Annotated in this window: 18 protein-coding genes; 12 read left to right on the top strand and 6 right to left on the bottom strand. The window is 47.7% G+C overall.

All coding sequences use genetic code 11. The features are described 5' to 3' along the window. Window positions 1-20: 20 nt before the first annotated feature. From SPB21_RS18485 to SPB21_RS18475, 3 genes are read left to right on the top strand one after another with little or no spacing between them, the layout of a single operon-like run. A complete protein-coding gene (locus SPB21_RS18485; RefSeq protein ID WP_499867375.1) occupies window positions 21-227 on the top strand; it encodes a hypothetical protein in 207 nt (68 codons plus the stop codon). Next, window positions 224-397 (top strand): hypothetical protein, encoded by a 174-nt coding sequence (locus tag SPB21_RS18480; protein ID WP_163696686.1) that lies wholly within the window; start codon window positions 224-226, stop codon window positions 395-397. The genes SPB21_RS18485 and SPB21_RS18480 overlap by 4 nt, the downstream gene beginning before the upstream one ends. Further along, a complete protein-coding gene (locus SPB21_RS18475; RefSeq protein ID WP_431732096.1) occupies window positions 394-663 on the top strand; it encodes a ribonuclease toxin HepT-like protein in 270 nt (89 codons plus the stop codon). Before SPB21_RS18480 ends, SPB21_RS18475 begins: the two co-directional genes overlap by 4 nt. Here SPB21_RS18475 and SPB21_RS18470 read toward each other — a convergent pair. Next, a complete protein-coding gene (locus SPB21_RS18470; protein ID WP_250565612.1) occupies window positions 658-1,500 on the bottom strand; it encodes a DUF8738 domain-containing protein in 843 nt (280 codons plus the stop codon). The genes SPB21_RS18475 and SPB21_RS18470 overlap by 6 nt on opposite strands. Before the next feature lie 737 nt (window positions 1,501-2,237). Between SPB21_RS18470 and SPB21_RS18465 the strand changes: the two genes are divergently transcribed. After that, window positions 2,238-3,266: a hypothetical protein gene (locus tag SPB21_RS18465; protein WP_499867373.1), complete on the top strand. Its 1,029-nt coding sequence runs from the start codon at window positions 2,238-2,240 to the stop codon at window positions 3,264-3,266. 113 nt (window positions 3,267-3,379) lie between these two features. Then, window positions 3,380-3,727 (top strand): DUF4189 domain-containing protein, encoded by a 348-nt coding sequence (locus SPB21_RS18460; RefSeq protein ID WP_163661899.1) that lies wholly within the window; start codon window positions 3,380-3,382, stop codon window positions 3,725-3,727. 132 nt (window positions 3,728-3,859) lie between these two features. Here the strand turns inward: SPB21_RS18460 and SPB21_RS18455 are convergent, their stop codons facing one another. Together SPB21_RS18455 and SPB21_RS18450 are read right to left on the bottom strand one after the other, a co-directional pair. After that, window positions 3,860-4,165 carry a hypothetical protein gene (locus SPB21_RS18455; RefSeq protein ID WP_163661897.1) on the bottom strand — a complete coding sequence of 102 codons (306 nt, stop codon included), beginning with the start codon at window positions 4,163-4,165 and terminating at the stop codon, window positions 3,860-3,862. Between the two features lie 327 nt (window positions 4,166-4,492). After that, entirely contained in the window at window positions 4,493-5,044 is a 552-nt protein-coding gene (locus SPB21_RS18450; protein ID WP_163696680.1) for a DciA family protein, read from the bottom strand. 132 nt (window positions 5,045-5,176) lie between these two features. Here SPB21_RS18450 and SPB21_RS18445 point away from each other — a divergent pair, with 132 nt between their 5' ends. Beyond that, on the top strand, window positions 5,177-6,523 hold the full coding sequence (locus SPB21_RS18445) for a hypothetical protein (protein ID WP_163696678.1): 1,347 nt from the start codon (window positions 5,177-5,179) through the stop codon (window positions 6,521-6,523). A 76-nt stretch (window positions 6,524-6,599) separates the two neighbouring features. After that, window positions 6,600-7,280, top strand: coding sequence for a PspA/IM30 family protein (locus tag SPB21_RS18440; RefSeq protein ID WP_499867372.1), 681 nt, complete (start codon window positions 6,600-6,602; stop codon window positions 7,278-7,280). A 34-nt stretch (window positions 7,281-7,314) separates the two neighbouring features. On the opposite strand, the gene SPB21_RS18435 is transcribed toward SPB21_RS18440, so the two are convergent. Further along, window positions 7,315-8,472 carry a histidine kinase gene (locus SPB21_RS18435; protein ID WP_163696674.1) on the bottom strand — a complete coding sequence of 386 codons (1,158 nt, stop codon included), beginning with the start codon at window positions 8,470-8,472 and terminating at the stop codon, window positions 7,315-7,317. Window positions 8,473-8,869: 397 nt separating this feature from the next. Here SPB21_RS18435 and SPB21_RS18430 point away from each other — a divergent pair, with 397 nt between their 5' ends. The 5 genes from SPB21_RS18430 to SPB21_RS18410 all read left to right on the top strand — a co-directional run bounded on the left by SPB21_RS18430 (window position 8,870) and on the right by SPB21_RS18410 (window position 12,888). After that, the gene (locus tag SPB21_RS18430; RefSeq protein ID WP_163661888.1) at window positions 8,870-9,442 is read left to right on the top strand and encodes a hypothetical protein; all 573 of its coding nucleotides are present in this window, start codon (window positions 8,870-8,872) and stop codon (window positions 9,440-9,442) included. Between the two features lie 176 nt (window positions 9,443-9,618). Then, a complete protein-coding gene (locus tag SPB21_RS18425) occupies window positions 9,619-10,080 on the top strand; it encodes a Tery_1686 family protein (RefSeq protein WP_163703386.1) in 462 nt (153 codons plus the stop codon). A 125-nt stretch (window positions 10,081-10,205) separates the two neighbouring features. Beyond that, complete coding sequence (gene aroB / locus SPB21_RS18420; protein ID WP_499867370.1) at window positions 10,206-11,300, top strand: 3-dehydroquinate synthase; 1,095 nt, start codon at window positions 10,206-10,208, stop codon at window positions 11,298-11,300. Between the two features lie 182 nt (window positions 11,301-11,482). After that, entirely contained in the window at window positions 11,483-12,118 is a 636-nt protein-coding gene (gene hisB / locus SPB21_RS18415) for an imidazoleglycerol-phosphate dehydratase HisB (RefSeq protein WP_490795189.1), read from the top strand. 68 nt (window positions 12,119-12,186) lie between these two features. Beyond that, window positions 12,187-12,888 (top strand): Uma2 family endonuclease, encoded by a 702-nt coding sequence (locus tag SPB21_RS18410; RefSeq protein WP_163696672.1) that lies wholly within the window; start codon window positions 12,187-12,189, stop codon window positions 12,886-12,888. Between the two features lie 6 nt (window positions 12,889-12,894). On the opposite strand, the gene SPB21_RS18405 is transcribed toward SPB21_RS18410, so the two are convergent. After that, window positions 12,895-14,544, bottom strand: a complete 1,650-nt coding sequence (locus SPB21_RS18405; RefSeq protein WP_499867368.1) for a CocE/NonD family hydrolase — start codon at window positions 14,542-14,544, stop codon at window positions 12,895-12,897. After that, window positions 14,544-15,005, bottom strand: a complete 462-nt coding sequence (locus tag SPB21_RS18400) for a cupin domain-containing protein (RefSeq protein WP_006515866.1) — start codon at window positions 15,003-15,005, stop codon at window positions 14,544-14,546. Before SPB21_RS18400 ends, SPB21_RS18405 begins: the two co-directional genes overlap by 1 nt. Between the last annotated feature and the right edge of the window lie 496 nt (window positions 15,006-15,501).

Raw genomic sequence — 15,501 nt, 5'->3', positions numbered from 1 at the left:
TTGGTGCAACGCAAGTAAAAGTGTTCGGTTCTGCAATTAAGGCAGACTATTTTTCGCTGGATTCGGATATTGATCTGGTAGCTTGGGGTATTCCAAGTGAGCAGTATTATGATGCCTTTTTGGCTGTGATGGACTATAGCGAGGAGTTTAAGGTGGATTTGGTGAACCCTGGCACCTGTCGGCCATGGATTATGGAATCGATTGAAGAAGAGGGCATTGAAGTTTGAGTAGACTTGCCCAGCGAATTATTAAAGAATTTCAGTCGATTAATGTTGCTCTTGAACGTGCTGTGTTGAGTTGGCAAAAATTTGAGCGAACTGACGATGAACTATACGTTGACAGTGCTGCCTTGAATTTACAAGGTGCTTACAACGGTGTAGAGCGTTTTTCGAAATAATTGCCCTCGATGGTGAGCGACCAGCTGGCAATAATTGGCATCAACAGTTACTCCATCAGCTGGCAATGGAAATGGGTACGATACGCCCTGCTGTGATCTCTGGGGAAAGTTTGCAAGGTTTGGATAACTACAGAGCTTTTCGGCATATTGTCCGTCATGTTTACTCTGAAGAATTTGAGGCTAAAAGGATTGGCGAGGTGGTTGGTGAGTCTCGACAAGTTTTTACGCACTCTCGAAACACTATCTATTTTGGGAGACAATTATGAGTCAATTTCAGGTATTTGATTCTCTTGCTGAGAATATGAAAGCTTCCCATCAATGTCTAATACGACAACTTCACGAGCCTTATCTGCCCCTCCCCCAGTACTCACACTTTGAAAAGTAGTATCAGCCTCTGAGAGCCCAGACATAGGGCCGGTAATCAGGTTTGGAATAACAGTATTCGTACTAGCTGCTTCATTTAAGAGAATCGTGTTGCCAAGATTGTCGGTGTGATAAATCCAGTGGTAATCACCATCGGTAACAATGGCCCGCCAGCCCATAATCGCAATTTCAGGGCAATCACCTGTTTCGCTGGGCAAACCGTAGCAACCATCCCATACTCTCGTTTGGGCCTGGGTAATAGACAATGCCGGTTCACGTCCCTCAGCTTCCGTTACATCGGTGTGTACCGTTTGCAAAATCCGAGCTTCGAGGGAAGGCGGCAAATTATTGTCCAACGTAGAACGACGTACCTGGTTGCCAGTCAGGTCAGTGCGATAAAAATAACTTTCGCCCGTTGGTGCAATCGCTTCCACTTGCCACCCCTCCGTCAGGGCCGCTAAGCATAACTCGGCTGGGCCACCCAACCCCAGACAGCCATCAAACCAGGTTTCATGACTATAACGGGCAATGTTGATTTGGTCAGTCGGGATGCCGAGATAGTTGGAAAGCTCCGTTTGAACACGGTTACGAACAGAGTCGGGTAGAGGTTGGACTTCAACTGTTTGCTCAATTTCTGGGGCAGTCATGATGTCTGGCCCAGGTGAGCTTTCTGGCATGGGAGCCTCAGCTAAGAGACACCCCATAAGGAATAAGGTTGTTAAACGCATGGGGCAAAGCATAGAGAAACCTCCTTAAGGATGAGTTCACTCTAGACCTGACTGTAAAGAAACAACCCTGCGTTACAGATTTTGAGACAGGGGGTTTGATACCACAACACTGATTTATGGGAAGGCTATCTGAAAGATGAGTTCATCCTAGACCTGATTGTAAAGAAACAACCCTGCGCTGCAGATTTTGAGACAGGGGGTTTGATACCACAACACTGATTTATGGGAAGGCTATGTGTCGTAAGGGATTGCCGCTCTCCTAAATTCTCTCTGTAGAGTCTAAAAGGATGATGCAGATCACAGAAAACTGTAAGGTAGATCTCCTCTTTTGTTGATATCTCCCCAGAGTAAAGTGCCTTGATCTAAATCAGATTGTTCCCGGCAAGAGAACAGTTTTCAAACTGTCCTGTGTGAATAGGGCAACACTATCGTCTCAGAACGAAATTGCAGCATTTCAACCTGTGCCGCTTAGAAGAATGGTCCCTTCTCATCATGTCTTCAACAACGGATGGCTAGGGTCTAGGTGTTGCCGCTGGGTGCTATCTATTGCTCTCTTCGGAGAGTTCCATACTATTTCTCACTTTTTTCAAGATAATTTCTATCCTTAAAAGCATTGAGTTCTCATGCCAATGTGACGTGCAAACGTCTTCATGCATCAGGACGTTTGCTCTATCGGAATCAGGTGTGTCATATCCGCAGCGGCATGCAATTTCTCTTATCGTTGTCACCTTCAGGATGCACACACAGTAATGGCTGTACATACAATGGGTCTACCATCAGGCCTAGTAGATAACATTGATCTTGTTATTCGTCAGGATGCGCGCGAATTAATCGAGCGTATTGAGCAGGGACTAGCGTCTGAGCATCTATCAAAATCTGCTTATCGTGAGTTGGGTAAGTTGCTTGAGCAAGTGCCTCATCTAGAACTTACCAATGATCAAATGTTGATGCCAATGATGCAATTGGCGGTCAGTTTGTTGTTGCCGACAGATGCGACACCGAAAAATAATCAATCTCCAGCTATGTCTATGGCGGAGCGAGTTTCTTTGGCTCGGGACATTCGTAAACGCATTGCTCGTGAGATCCGAATTTATCGAAATCCACTGGTGGCTGTGCTTAGTGCTGGCGGGTCCCCTGCTGCACAGTTGATTTCAGGCTTGACGTGGTTCACAATCACAATCTCATTATTGATTGGCAGCACCACCGCCGCCCGCATGTTTTTATCGAATCAATATAATATTGGCTACCAGCACGGCATCAACCATGCTCAACCCATTGATAAAGCTGATGATGAAGCTGCGGGTGAACTCTCGGAAACTGGCGATGTCCTAGTTGTGGGCGAGTCATCAGGTTCTGCCACCATCGCTGAGGGAGAAGCCAAGGGGTCCCAGGTGGAACTGTTTTCGTCTCAAGAGTGGCAGTACATTCAGCTGGTGCTGGCGGCTGGTGGTTTGGGCAGCATTGTCAGTGTGATGCTGCGATCGCGAAAACTGGAAAACCGTAATCGGTCCCAGTCAGTGATTCCCTTCTTTATCGGTTTCTTTAAGCCAGTGGTGGGTACCGCCTTTAGCTTGCTGGCCGTGGCCCTGATCGAATCAGAGATTGTAGTCGTGTCCGGATTTAGCCCCAGCGAAGCGGAGACTCAGTCTAAGTATCTGTACTTTGCGATCGCATTTATTGCTGGATTTAGCGAAGTATTGGTACCCGATTTCCTGGCCCGCACCGAAAAGTCGATGTTATCGGGTGGGGATAGTAACAAAAAGGATGATCTCTCCTAGGTAGATTCGGATCATGTATGACGGCCCCGTAAAGAGGACTACGGGGCCGTTCTGCATTTGGCGCTTGTGCAAAACTCAAGTTATATCGCCGTTTTGTTGTTCCTTAATAGTCTATGCTAAAGCCTATTTTTCTGAGTTTATTGATATTGAGCACAATCCTGGTAACGCATGTCCAAGCAGCTCAACGATATGGTGCAATCGCTATTTCTCATTCCGGTGATTGGGGAGTAGCCACTAACTATTTATCTGTCAACAGCGCTGAGCGGGAAGCTCTACGTAGCTGTGGAGACATTAACTGCTCCGTTCGGGTATCATTCCGAGGCTGTGGTGCCATTGCTGAATATGATCGTACGCTTTCTTGGGGAGTAGCTTCCACATTAATCCGCGCTAGAGGACAGGCCTTAAGTGCTTTAGAAGGGCAAGGCGAGATTCTTGCCGAAGTATGTAATCGTGAGAACTAAGGTTTAGGAGATACTAAATCTAGTTTGATTTGTCTAAATTTAGATCAAAAGAGGCAATGGTACATTTTTACCATTGCCTCTTGTTGTTTAAGTAAGTCTTACTCTAACCTTTGCTCATCTATTGATATTTAACTATTGAGAAATCTTGACGACTAATGGCTTTTCAGAAGATGAAAACCGGTTGGATGGCATCGGTAAAGGTTCTGAAGCTATCTGTTTCTCTTGCGCAACTTTCGTTAAATCTATCCCCGAAGTTAAGTCTATCTCAGCACTAGTAACGTTCGTTAATTTTTGGAACGGTGATTTTGCTAAAGAGCATGTTTTCCAAACAGATTGAACGTGTACTCCAAATTGCGAACATTCTCCTCCACGGCGACCAGTAGGCGTATAAAACCGGCACGCACCGCATCGCGCAATTTCACCTTTTTTAATACTCATGAAAAAAATAATTGAGAGACTCACTAAACGCCTTAACTTTCGTCATTGTGGATTAGTTAATGTATAGGATTCAACATTGGGAAAATGTTAAAAGCTTGATACGCCAAGACTCGGCAGTTAATTTAAGTTCGTTATCTTCATTAATGTTTTCTTTATATTTTCTTTAAATAAATCAATGTTTTGAAGGCGTCTGGGATCATTTACTGATGGGTGATCCCCATAAATATTACCCGATGAGATAGATGGAATTACGGCTGTTAAATTTCAAAAAATATCTATCTGAAAGCTTGAACTGTAAAATTATTTTTGCTTATTTATTGTTGATTGCTATTTCCAAGTTTTGGTGATGCATAGGGCGCACATTGTCCATCTTGCGATTTCTCCAGGAGGGCAATGACAATGGCATTGTGGACAAATCTCTTGGGATTCTTGTTGTTTCTTTTTCATATTTGCCCATAGAGCATAGGCTTCTTCAGGTGTTTTTGTTGATGTCTCTTGAGGTGATTCTTCGGAATCTGTTTCTCCAAGATAGCTAGGGTGAGCCTTGACCCAGTCGCTGACGGGTTGCGTTTTGCGTACAGGTTTGGTGTGCCACTGAGCGCTGGAAAAGCGAATGTCATGCAAAGGAACTGCTATGAGGCGATTGAGTTTATGAAGAATGCGTCGACGCTCCAGGGTTAGGGTTTGAGTCCAGGATGCATTGGCGACGGTAACATAAAGGATGTGGCGCTGAATGCTGACAGGTTTTGTCTGGCGGGCGACGACATACCCCACAGTTTTCGGCCAATATTCAACAACTTGGGCAAACTGTCGTCGGGATTGCCAGTTGGGGTGGGCTTCAATATCTGTAATGAGCGATCGCAATCCAGAAAATCCCATCCTTACCTCTTGCTAAAACAAATTACTCTCATGATGTACGGACTTTGCGGCTAACGTCCCTTAACTAACGTGCTAACGTATGGTCTATCAGCAGACGCTGCCCGCTTTTACCTGTTATTTTAGCTGTGCTCCATGGCTTCTTCCTCAGACAACACTCCCCCTCCCATGCCTCCTCGACCCGGTTCAGGGCCGGAAACTGAGATTGATCCGCAGCTAGAAAGTGTTCTGCGAAATCTTAATGTCAATCTTGAGGATGAGCTCACCCGCTATCGGCGTCAACGCCATGGGCGAGTACCACCGCCGCCACCGCCACGTCGGGCGGCCCACCGTAACACGCTTGACTTAATTTCTGTGTCAGTATCAACACCGGCAGCAGCGTCAGATGCTGGGGGAACGCTTAAGCAACCACCTACACCGCCACCGCCACCGCCAAACCCCTTCCTGAAGGATGCTTCTGAGTCATCTGGTCTAGAAGATGAACTGCCGCCGACTCTGGAGCAGCTTGCGGATGTTGACGAATTGACGTCGGACGTGGCGGAGTCTGAGCAGATGGATGCTGACACGGATGTCTCTGCGTTGTCGGTGCCTGCTAACGATATGCCGGCAGAAGGCTATTTAGAATCCTCAGAAGAGCTGTTGAAGAGTATTGAGGAGGAGCAGGCTGATCCAGAGTCGGTGCCTGAACCCTATTCTCCTGGGCGCAAGAGTAATATTTTGTTGAAGCTAGCAGGCTTGGTGTTGGTGCTGTTGGCTGGTATCGGTGTTGGGTTTGCCATTACCTCCCCAGCACAATTGCAAAAACTGCGATCGCAACTCTGGCCAGCGAGCGAAACCGAGCCTGTTGATGCTGACACTGACACTACTGCTGAGGGTGCAGGTGATTTGCCTGAGGTACCTGCCTCTACTCAGCCAGCGGCCACTGCTCCGGATCCTGCCTCCGATGGCTACAAGCCGCCAGGTCCCGATCTGTCTACTCGTGAGTTTAAAGAGCTTGATAGCGTCGAAGATCTAGTGACCTTAGATGTTGATGGTGTCAATGGTTCAACCTCTGCTCCGGTGACATCGCCATTGCCTAATCCAGCACAGTCTCCATTGCCAGCACCCGGAACCGCTGCTGCAGATAGTCAACCGGCTGTTACTAACAATCCGACAACGAGCCCGATCGGTACAGAAACAAATTCTGCGGCTGTGCCATCAGCCACACCAGCCCCTGCTACACCAGCACCGACAGCCACACCGCCCCCTGCTCTCACCACAGCCGTAACAGGCTCTAATTTCTATGTGATTGCTAGCTACACGGGGGATGCTTCTTTAACCAAGGCACGTGAGTTAGTGCCCGACGCTTTTGTGCGGAACTTTAAGGCTGGTGCTCGTATTCAGCTGGCAGCCTTTGATAATCGTGCCCAAGCTGAAGAACAGGTGCGATTTTTGACCCAACAAGGTGCAATTGTAGAGCTCTTTGGCCCCACGAACGAATAGCCCCCCTGCTATCCTAAAAATGGTGCTGTGTGCGAGTTGCGCAGCATCATTTTTGCGTATCAAGCTAAAAACTTCCATGGGATTGCTAGATCGTTTCTTTCGAGTGGTACGTGCCAGCCTTAACGATGCGCTCAATGGAGCTGAAGATCCAGAGAAGCTGCTTGAGCAAACGACGGCGGATATGCAGGAAAATTTGCTGCAACTGCGGCAGGCAGTAGCGGTTGCGATCGCAACTCAAAAGCGCAACGAGCGGCAGTGTGAGCAGGCGAATGCCCAAGCCCGTGAGTTTTACAATCGTGCCCAGAGTGCCTTGGTTAAAGGGAATGAGCCCCTAGCACGTGAAGCTCTCAACCGCCGTCAAAGCTATTTAGAAACGGCCCAAGCTTTGGGGGGGCAGCTGCAACAGCAGAAAGATACCGTGAAGCAGCTAAAAGCCAATATGCGCACGCTGGAAACTAAAATTTCCCAGGCGCGCACCCAGAAAGATATGTACATTGCGCGGGCCCGCTCAGCGAAAGCGAGCCAGAAGCTGAACGAGATGATGACCCAGGTTAATCAAGGTGCATTTGATCAAATCGAAGACAAAATTTTATCTATGGAAGCCAAGGCAGCGGCAGCGGCAGAACTCAATGATCTCGGTCAAGATGCCCTAGAGAAGAAATTTTCAGCTTTAGAATCTGGTCGTGACCCCAATCAAAATTCAGTGGATGCTGAGATAGCCGCCATGAAAGCTCGCCTGAAGTTACCTGAAGGTTGAAGCAGATTATTGTTCGATTTCTGTAGTCCAGTTCTTATAGTTCTGATAATGGTTGCCGACTGTTCGACTGCTTAAAGACAGGGAGTGTGAAGTGAAACGTACTCCCCGCTTGGGGAGCTGAATCAACCCAAATTTGACCATAATGAGCCCTAACAATGCGCAAACATAGGGCTAACCCAAGGCCATAACCATCCTGGGACTGATCTCTCTGAAGCCGAAAACTCTCCTCAAAAATACGGGCTTGTTTATCAGCGGGGATACCGGGTCCCGTATCTTGAATACTGACTTGAACCTTCTGAGTGGTGCGATGTAATGCCGTAATCATCACATCACCCCCATTGGGCGTATATTTAATCGCATTATCCAAAAGATTCACAATCACACGACGTACCTGATTGATATCGGCATGCACCTGGGGTAAATCCTGGGGAATATCGAGGCCAATAGTCTGTTGCTTGTTTTTGACTTTAGTGATCATTGAATCCACGACTTCTTGGCAGAGCTCCTGTAGATTCAACTCTCTTGGAAAAATATGGAGATCAACGCTGGGGCCATGGGCTGCCTGCAAAATATCCGTGATCATGCGATCAATGGAGCGGATCTGAGTTTTGGCGTTGCGCAATAGTTGCACCGTTAGCTCAGGCCGAAAGCGCGCACGACGCTCATGGTTAGGGTCATACCCCATTTCTAGGGTCTCAATAGCGATGGAAGCTGCCGTTAGTGGATTGCGTAAATCATGGGCCAACATTGCAATAATGCGATCCTTGAATACTAGCTTGGCATTCGCTTCAGCATTGAGTTGCTTAAGCCGAAAAATTTCATCTGATAGGTGAATGATTTCCGTTGACTGAGCAATTGACGGATTATTGACAAGATGACGTTCCGAAGTATCACCGCCGTTTTCAACTTCTGCCTGCCAGCGTGACCACCAGTAGTCAATCTGAGAAATAATGTCACTGCCGGTTAGTGTTTGGCGTCCTCCCTCCGAAATTTTAATGAGGGTCGGAGTCACGACTAGCTTAAAGTGTTCAGCCAAATAAGGCTGCTCACTAACATCAATGACCTCCAAAACCGGCTCAATTTGACTTTCTAAACCTTCAATATGCTGACGGATCTGGCGAATTTGCTCAGCAGAACTTGGCCGCTTATCAATAAACAGCAAAAGCTTTAGCGGCACTTCAAGGGACGGCATAGATGAACGTTTGACTCCTGCTCAGCGATACGGCATATCCAATGGCTGGGTGCCTAGCTAGCCAGTTATTCTTTTAGCCTACATCGTTCCAACGATGGATGACGGTGACTCTTTCAAAGAATTATGCAGAACGCCCCCTAGTATTCCAGACAGAGTACACTCTATGCCAGTTATAAAACCCTCCCATACGGAATCAAAAGCCTCAAATTTGTAGGGAATGATAGCGGTAATTTGGCTAACTGACATGAATGCAATCGTTAAAGAGATATTAAAGGAACGCTGCTAATCAGGTTTACCCATAAATTTCTCACCTACAGTGAGAGATAAGAGTTTCCTTTTTGATCGCATTCAGTCATTCGTTAGCGGTACTCGGTAAATACAGTGAGGCGCGCTGGTCATGCAAGTGTTAACAGTTATTCAACGTCACATCCGTCAGCAACGTATTCAGAAACAGATATGCGGAAACACTTTGCGTACAGGGGCTCTGCTGGTGGGAACTGCAACGTTGTTAGTTGCCCATGCCGCTAATGCCAGAATGTCCATGCAACCGTCGCTAGAGGTTGATACGGAAGTCATCCACCCTCTATTAGCTCAGGCTGCCCCGTCTGTTTCTACACCCCTCAGCAATGGCATTTATCTTTTTGGTGAACAGCCTTTACCCGATCAGTTGCAAACTGCCTACATGGTATTCGAAGCACAAGCAGGTGAAGTTGTAGGAGCGTTCTATTCTCCACATTCCTCATTCGATTGTTTTCGAGGCAGTGTAGAAAACGCACAGCTTTCCTTGGCGATTACTGAAACCTATTCCCAAGAGGAATATGATTATGCCCTCGATCTCGAAGATACCGCTGTTGCTGGACCAGGTGGACGTCAATTTGCGATTGAAGGGTTCCATCAAATTGACACTGTTAGCGACAACGATCTGCGTATGCTGAACACCTGTCAGGCCCACTATAGTCCGACGATCTAAGCAGATCAATTTCACTTTCGTTTAATCAGCTACAGTTTCTTCTGGTGAGCTCATTTATTTTTTTCCTTAGTAGCATTTGCTAACTATCCAAAGATGCAGAATGAATGCCTTGGCTATTTGCCTAGGCATTGTTTTATCTTGGTAGGTGAAATTTTTTGACTTCCCTGGTCGTAAGTGTGAACGCAGCAGAACAAGCACGAAGCATCGAGTATGCCAGTAAAATAGCCGCTATTGTGGGTGCCTTTAAGGGGCAGCTTCCTGATTTACGCTCTGACCTTAAACCCTGGGCAAACGATCCCGATACAAGAGAGCTCGTTGATCCTGATTCCATCGATATCGGGTTTCATTTCCCTGGCTTTAGCCGCTCATTCAACTGCCGTAGTCTTCTCGTGCAGATTCGTCTTCATTCAGTGGCTGAGGGGACAACCCAAGGTACAGCGGATGCTGTAGCAAATATTGTCAAGGCGATTGGTGTTGAAGTCGTTGGGTTTAACCACCATGGTGAACAGTGGCATCTTTCTACCATTAACAACTGGCAGTTTGAAGGTGTAGCTCCACCTCAGGCTAATGCTGGGGAAAAAATCAAGCTTTGCTGTCGAAAAATTTTTCAGGTGTTTAACCCAGAACCCGAGGTTTAGTGGAGCCTGAGGTTTAGTGGAGCCCAAGGTTGCGTAGGGAATGCGTTGTGCTTCCCCATTCCCTTACTCCCTACTACTGTTTACCCTGAGCAGTAGGATAGTTGAGTACACCGTGACTCAATGCAATGAAGACCGTTATCCCCGTCGAGCTACCCCAAACTCAATATGACATCAAAATTGCTACTGACGGGCTGCAATACTTAGGCCCCTGGCTCGCTGCCGCTGGTAAAGCTGGTAAGGTGCTGCTTGTTTCTAACCCTGCTATTTTTCAACACTACGGCGAAACCGCCTTGACCTCTTTAACGGAGGCTGGTTTTGAGGTTAGTCAATGTGTTTTACCTGCTGGAGAGCAATACAAAACTCTACAGTCTATCGAGAAAATCCATAGTGTTGCGTTTGACCACCATTTAGAACGCAGTTCTACCATGGTGGCTCTAGGTGGTGGTGTAATTGGCGATATGACGGGCTTTGCTGCAGCCACCTGGCTACGGGGTATTGCGGTTGTTCAAGTGCCTACTTCATTACTAGCCATGGTTGATGCCGCCATCGGGGGCAAAACTGGCGTGAACCATCCTCAAGGAAAAAATCTAATTGGTGCCTTTCATCAGCCGAGTTTGGTGCTGATTGATCCCAGTGTTTTGAGCACACTCCCTGAGCGTGAATTTCACGCTGGTATGGCTGAAGTCATCAAGTATGGAATTATTTGGCATGAAGGTCTGTTCCATCAGCTAGAGCAAGCCGAGCGCCTCGATCAGCTGTGCTTTGTTAGTGAGGCTCTGCTCCACGATATTCTCAAACATTCTTGTCAGGCTAAAGCCGATGTTGTCAGTCAAGATGAAAAAGAGGCTGGACTGAGGGCTATTCTTAACTACGGCCATACCATTGGCCATGCGATCGAAAGTCTGACCGGTTACAAATCCGTCAACCATGGTGAAGCTGTCGGCATTGGCATGGTTGCAGCGGGTGCGATCGCAACCACCATGGATCTTTGGCCCCAAACTGCCGCCGACCGACAACTTGCTATCATCCAGAAAACCAATCTCCCCACCAAGCTTCCCGCCACCCTCAACATCGACGCCATCCTCAATGCCCTCCGCAGCGACAAAAAAGTTAAATCTGGCAAAGTCCGCTTCGTCCTCCCCAAACGCATCGGCGAAGCCTGCGTCACGGATCAGGTGACCGATGACGTTATTCGAAGTGTTTTGGAAATGATGTTCTAGGGGTGGAGAGGCAGCTGGCAATGGGGAGTAGGGAGACTCTTTTCCTCAGATAAACTAGAGCTGAGATCAATGTCGAACGACGATTACTCTTTTACGGTGCGTAGCGAATGCGTAGCAGCGTAATTCCCTTAGATACCGTCCAGGGTAACCACAAGGGCAGCCCCTACACCCCCATAACCACCATGCAAACAAAAGCAAACCCAACCACTAATCTCGAATTCCCTACTCGTACCGCCACCGTCACCCGCACCACCAAAGAAACCGACGTCACCGTCACCCTCAACGTCGACGGCACTGGTCAGTGCAATGCCAACACTGGCATTCCCTTTCTTGACCACATGCTCCATCAAATCGCCTCCCATGGCCTCTTCGACCTCGACATCCAAGCCAAAGGCGATCTCGAAATCGACGACCATCACACCAACGAGGATGTTGGCATTACTCTCGGCATGGCGCTGCACCAAGCCTTAGGTAATCGCAAAGGCATCGTCCGTTTTGGTCACTTTGTCGCCCCCCTAGACGAATCCCTGATCCAAGTATCGTTGGACTTCTCCGGTCGCCCCTACCTCGCTTATGGCCTCGATATCCCCACCCAGCGCGTTGGCACCTACGACACCCAACTCGTCCGCGAATTCTTCATGGCTGTCGTTCATCACAGCCTCATGACGCTGCACATTCGTCAGCTTGACGGCATCAATTCCCACCACATTATTGAAGCCACCTTCAAAGCGTTTGCCCGCGCTATGCGCATGGCTACCGAGATTGATCCCCGTCGTGCCAATGCAATTCCCAGTTCCAAAGGCGTTTTGCAAGTGTAATCACGACTCAAGCAAACAGCCGGTAGAATAAGTACAAAAGTACCTGTGACTAAAACAGGGATAAAGCCATGACAGCGATTATTCCTAACACCCAGACATCTCAGAGTCTTTATCCCAGCGGAGATGGCATGCCTGTGGCTGAAACCTTTGACCATCTCTATGCTCTGCTGATTACATTGGAAGTTTTACGTCAGTATCTGAAAGGTCAGCAAGCGACTGTTCTTGGTAATCAATTCTTGTATTACGCCCAGGGGCTACCCAATATGCGAGTAGCCCCTGATGTGATGGTGATTTTTGATGTAGAACCCGGTGGTCGTGACAACTACAAAATCTGGGAAGAAGGTTCGGTTCCAGCCGTCATTTTTGAAATGACCTCCCAGGGAACTCGACAAAAAGACGAAATTAGCAAGTACGACCTCTATGAAGCCATGGGGGTGCTTGAATATTGGCAGTTCGATCCCAAGGGTGAATGGATTACTGACCGGTTGCGAGGGTACCGCCTGGAAGATGAGGCCTATAAAAAAATTACCGATAGCGTCAGTCAGGTGCTGGGGTTACGATTAGCCGCAGTAGGCACTCTGATTGAGTTCTACGAGTTAGAAACCGGGAAAAAGCTCTTAATTCCTGATGAACTTAAGAAACGCGCTGACCAAGAAGCCCAGCGGGCTGACCAAGAAGCCCAGCGGGCTGATAGAGCAGAAGGTGAGTTAGCAGCACTCAAGGCAAAACTCAAAGCTCAAGGGATTGAGCTAGATGATGAATTGCAGTGATGGCGATTAGGCCATAGGTAAAGTTAGCAACGTATCCCTATCTTGATAGACCGTTAGGGTAATAATCCGCTGATCTATGGTTGGCACGGTATCTAAAGGATAAATTTGTGTTCCAGGGTTAACGGTATAGGCTGGAAAGCAAGCTGCACTGAGGCTTAACCGTAAGGCTTGGCCAGCCATCAAGCAAAAATAGGTGGGTTGCAAAGATAGAGACACGACTTGTGCTTGTCCCCCATGAATACGTGTATAACCCTGTGTCAAATTAAACACTCGATTATCAGGGTAGACCACTGACAGCACGGCACATAGGTCATAACTAGGGGCATCAGCCTGAACTTTAAGCGTTGTCGTCACGTCCCCTGCTACAGCCAAGTCTGCTTCCAACAAAGCAGTTGTATAGGTCAAGACATCGCTGCGACCGTCTAACGCACTGCGCTCAAAAGATCCGGATGGAAAGCTTGCATGTCCTCCCAAGGAGGGCACAGGTCGCCATGGATCATGAACCAATACATCAGGCACTGCAGTTACAGCTGGATCTTCGCAACTGGATGGCACTAAAGCGCCATCATCTTCACGCATGGCTGCTAGACCAGAGCTTTGCAAGCGATAGGTTTGAGTTGTAGATTCACTTGGCCACTGCTCAAACAGTCGCCATTGGTTGCTGCCCATCTCAAAGAGATGTACGGGGCGCTCATCCAGGGGGGCCACATCTTTTTTATCGGTGAGCCAACGATAAAACCAACAAATTTGTAATCGATCAATGGGGTTCATCGCCTCAGGACCAAAATCCACCTCCCCTACCTTTCGACTCCAGGGAATATGGCTCCAAGGGCCCACCCAAAAATGTTGAGGATAGCGGCTTGATGCCATTTCCTTAAATAGGCGGATATCCCCTGTGAGATAAGGGTCAAACCAGCCACCCACATGGAGCATTGGCAAATCGACATTCGTTAAATCGGGCTTAAGTGACTGCCAGTAATCATCGTTTTGGGGATGTGCCAACCAGTCATGCCAAAAAGAATCAGGGGCGTATTGTTTGATGACATCTGGATAGGCAGAGATGGGACCGTTGAGCGGCAAGTTACGAGAAGCGGCTCGTAAGGCGTTAAAGGCAGTTTTGTCTCCTTTTAAGCGAGCGGTTTCTGCGGCTAATTGAATGGCCCAGCCTAAACCAGCCTGCAAACGTAGTGCACCATTTTCATACGCCCAATCTTGGTAAAGGTCGTAACCCACCATGGCCGGAGCTAATGCCTTAAGAGCTGAGGGCTTAGCCTGAGCTGCATAGAGCTGGGTCATCCCCTGATATGAAAACCCATACATGCCAACCCTGCCGTTGCTTCTAGGTAACTGAGCGGCCCACTGAACGCTGTCGTAGCCGTCGTCTACTTCGTGGGCAAACAGGTGAAACTCTCCCTCTGAAGTGCCGCGCCCGCGCACATCCTGAATCACGACAATATAGCCCTGGGCGGCGTACCAGGTGGGGTGAGCATAGACAACCGTGGATGCGATCGCACGACCATAGGGCTGTCGCATCAGCAATACAGGCCACGGACCTTCGGCATCGGGATAATAAACATCTGCATCCAGACGCTTACCATCCCGAGTTTTTAATGAATGTACCTGTTTGGGTTTGACGGGCAGAAAATCAGACGGCATTAAATACTGTGGGTACGTCCTAAAACAGCCATGTCTTCTTCATCTAACTCTGCCGGTATCCCATCACGAATTAATTCCGCAAAGTCCTCATTAGGTACCATGACGCTGAGTAGATAGAGTCGTTGTGGACCAGTGTTTTCAACAAAATGAACACCGTAAGATGGTACTAGGATGCTATCGCCAGTTCTAATTGTTGAACTTTTACCATCACAAACAACTCGACCTTCTCCTTTGATCACATAAAACATTTCTACGGCCACTTGGTGTCGATGGATAGGGGTTCTGCCACCCACATCAAAAATTTCTACACAGCAGGTTAACTTGGCATGGCCCAGGGTAGGATCTACCAAAAGTGCTAGTCGGTTTTTATCATCAGGACTAATGCGAAATACCTGATAATCGCTGGGGGACTTTAGAACGGGTAAAACGCAGCTGTTAGGCAGATCACAGGTACTTTCCATTATGCAAAATCATGCAGATATTAGCGGCGCTTCTTCAGCTTAGAAATCACCCTTAACCCTAGGGTAGTCTTGCAATAATTTTTCACTTAGGAACCTTCTTTACTGCCAAATTAGTGACATATACCTACCAATTTTGTGTTGATTTCCTGGCATGAGGGCACAGTTTTGCTCCTGAGACGTCACAGCTACAGCAAATACATTGATTTTTCTATCTTCACTGCCAATTGCTGAATCGCACATATCTTCTGTGGACTGATAAAATAGGCCATCAACGCTGTGGTTTATGGCTAAGGTTGCTATTTGCTCAGAAAATCATCACAGATGCTTTACTGTTTTTGACCAATGTCCTTTGGAAAGCTGTAATGTGCATATTTGGCCAACCGCCTTCATATGTCTGAATGAGAAGGGTACACTCTAGCTGAAACCAACGTTTCTTATTTAATCAGAGAGTTTTTAGCCTTTAATATCATTCGATTGCTAGATGCTTGTTAATGAC

Origin of the sequence: Leptothoe sp. ISB3NOV94-8A (assembly GCF_043421595.1) — a bacterium.
Classification (GTDB): Bacteria; Cyanobacteriota; Cyanobacteriia; order Phormidesmidales; family Phormidesmidaceae; genus Leptothoe; species Leptothoe turfae.
Note: the sequence above shows the minus strand (reverse complement) of the source record. Positions and strands in the feature narration are given on the sequence as shown.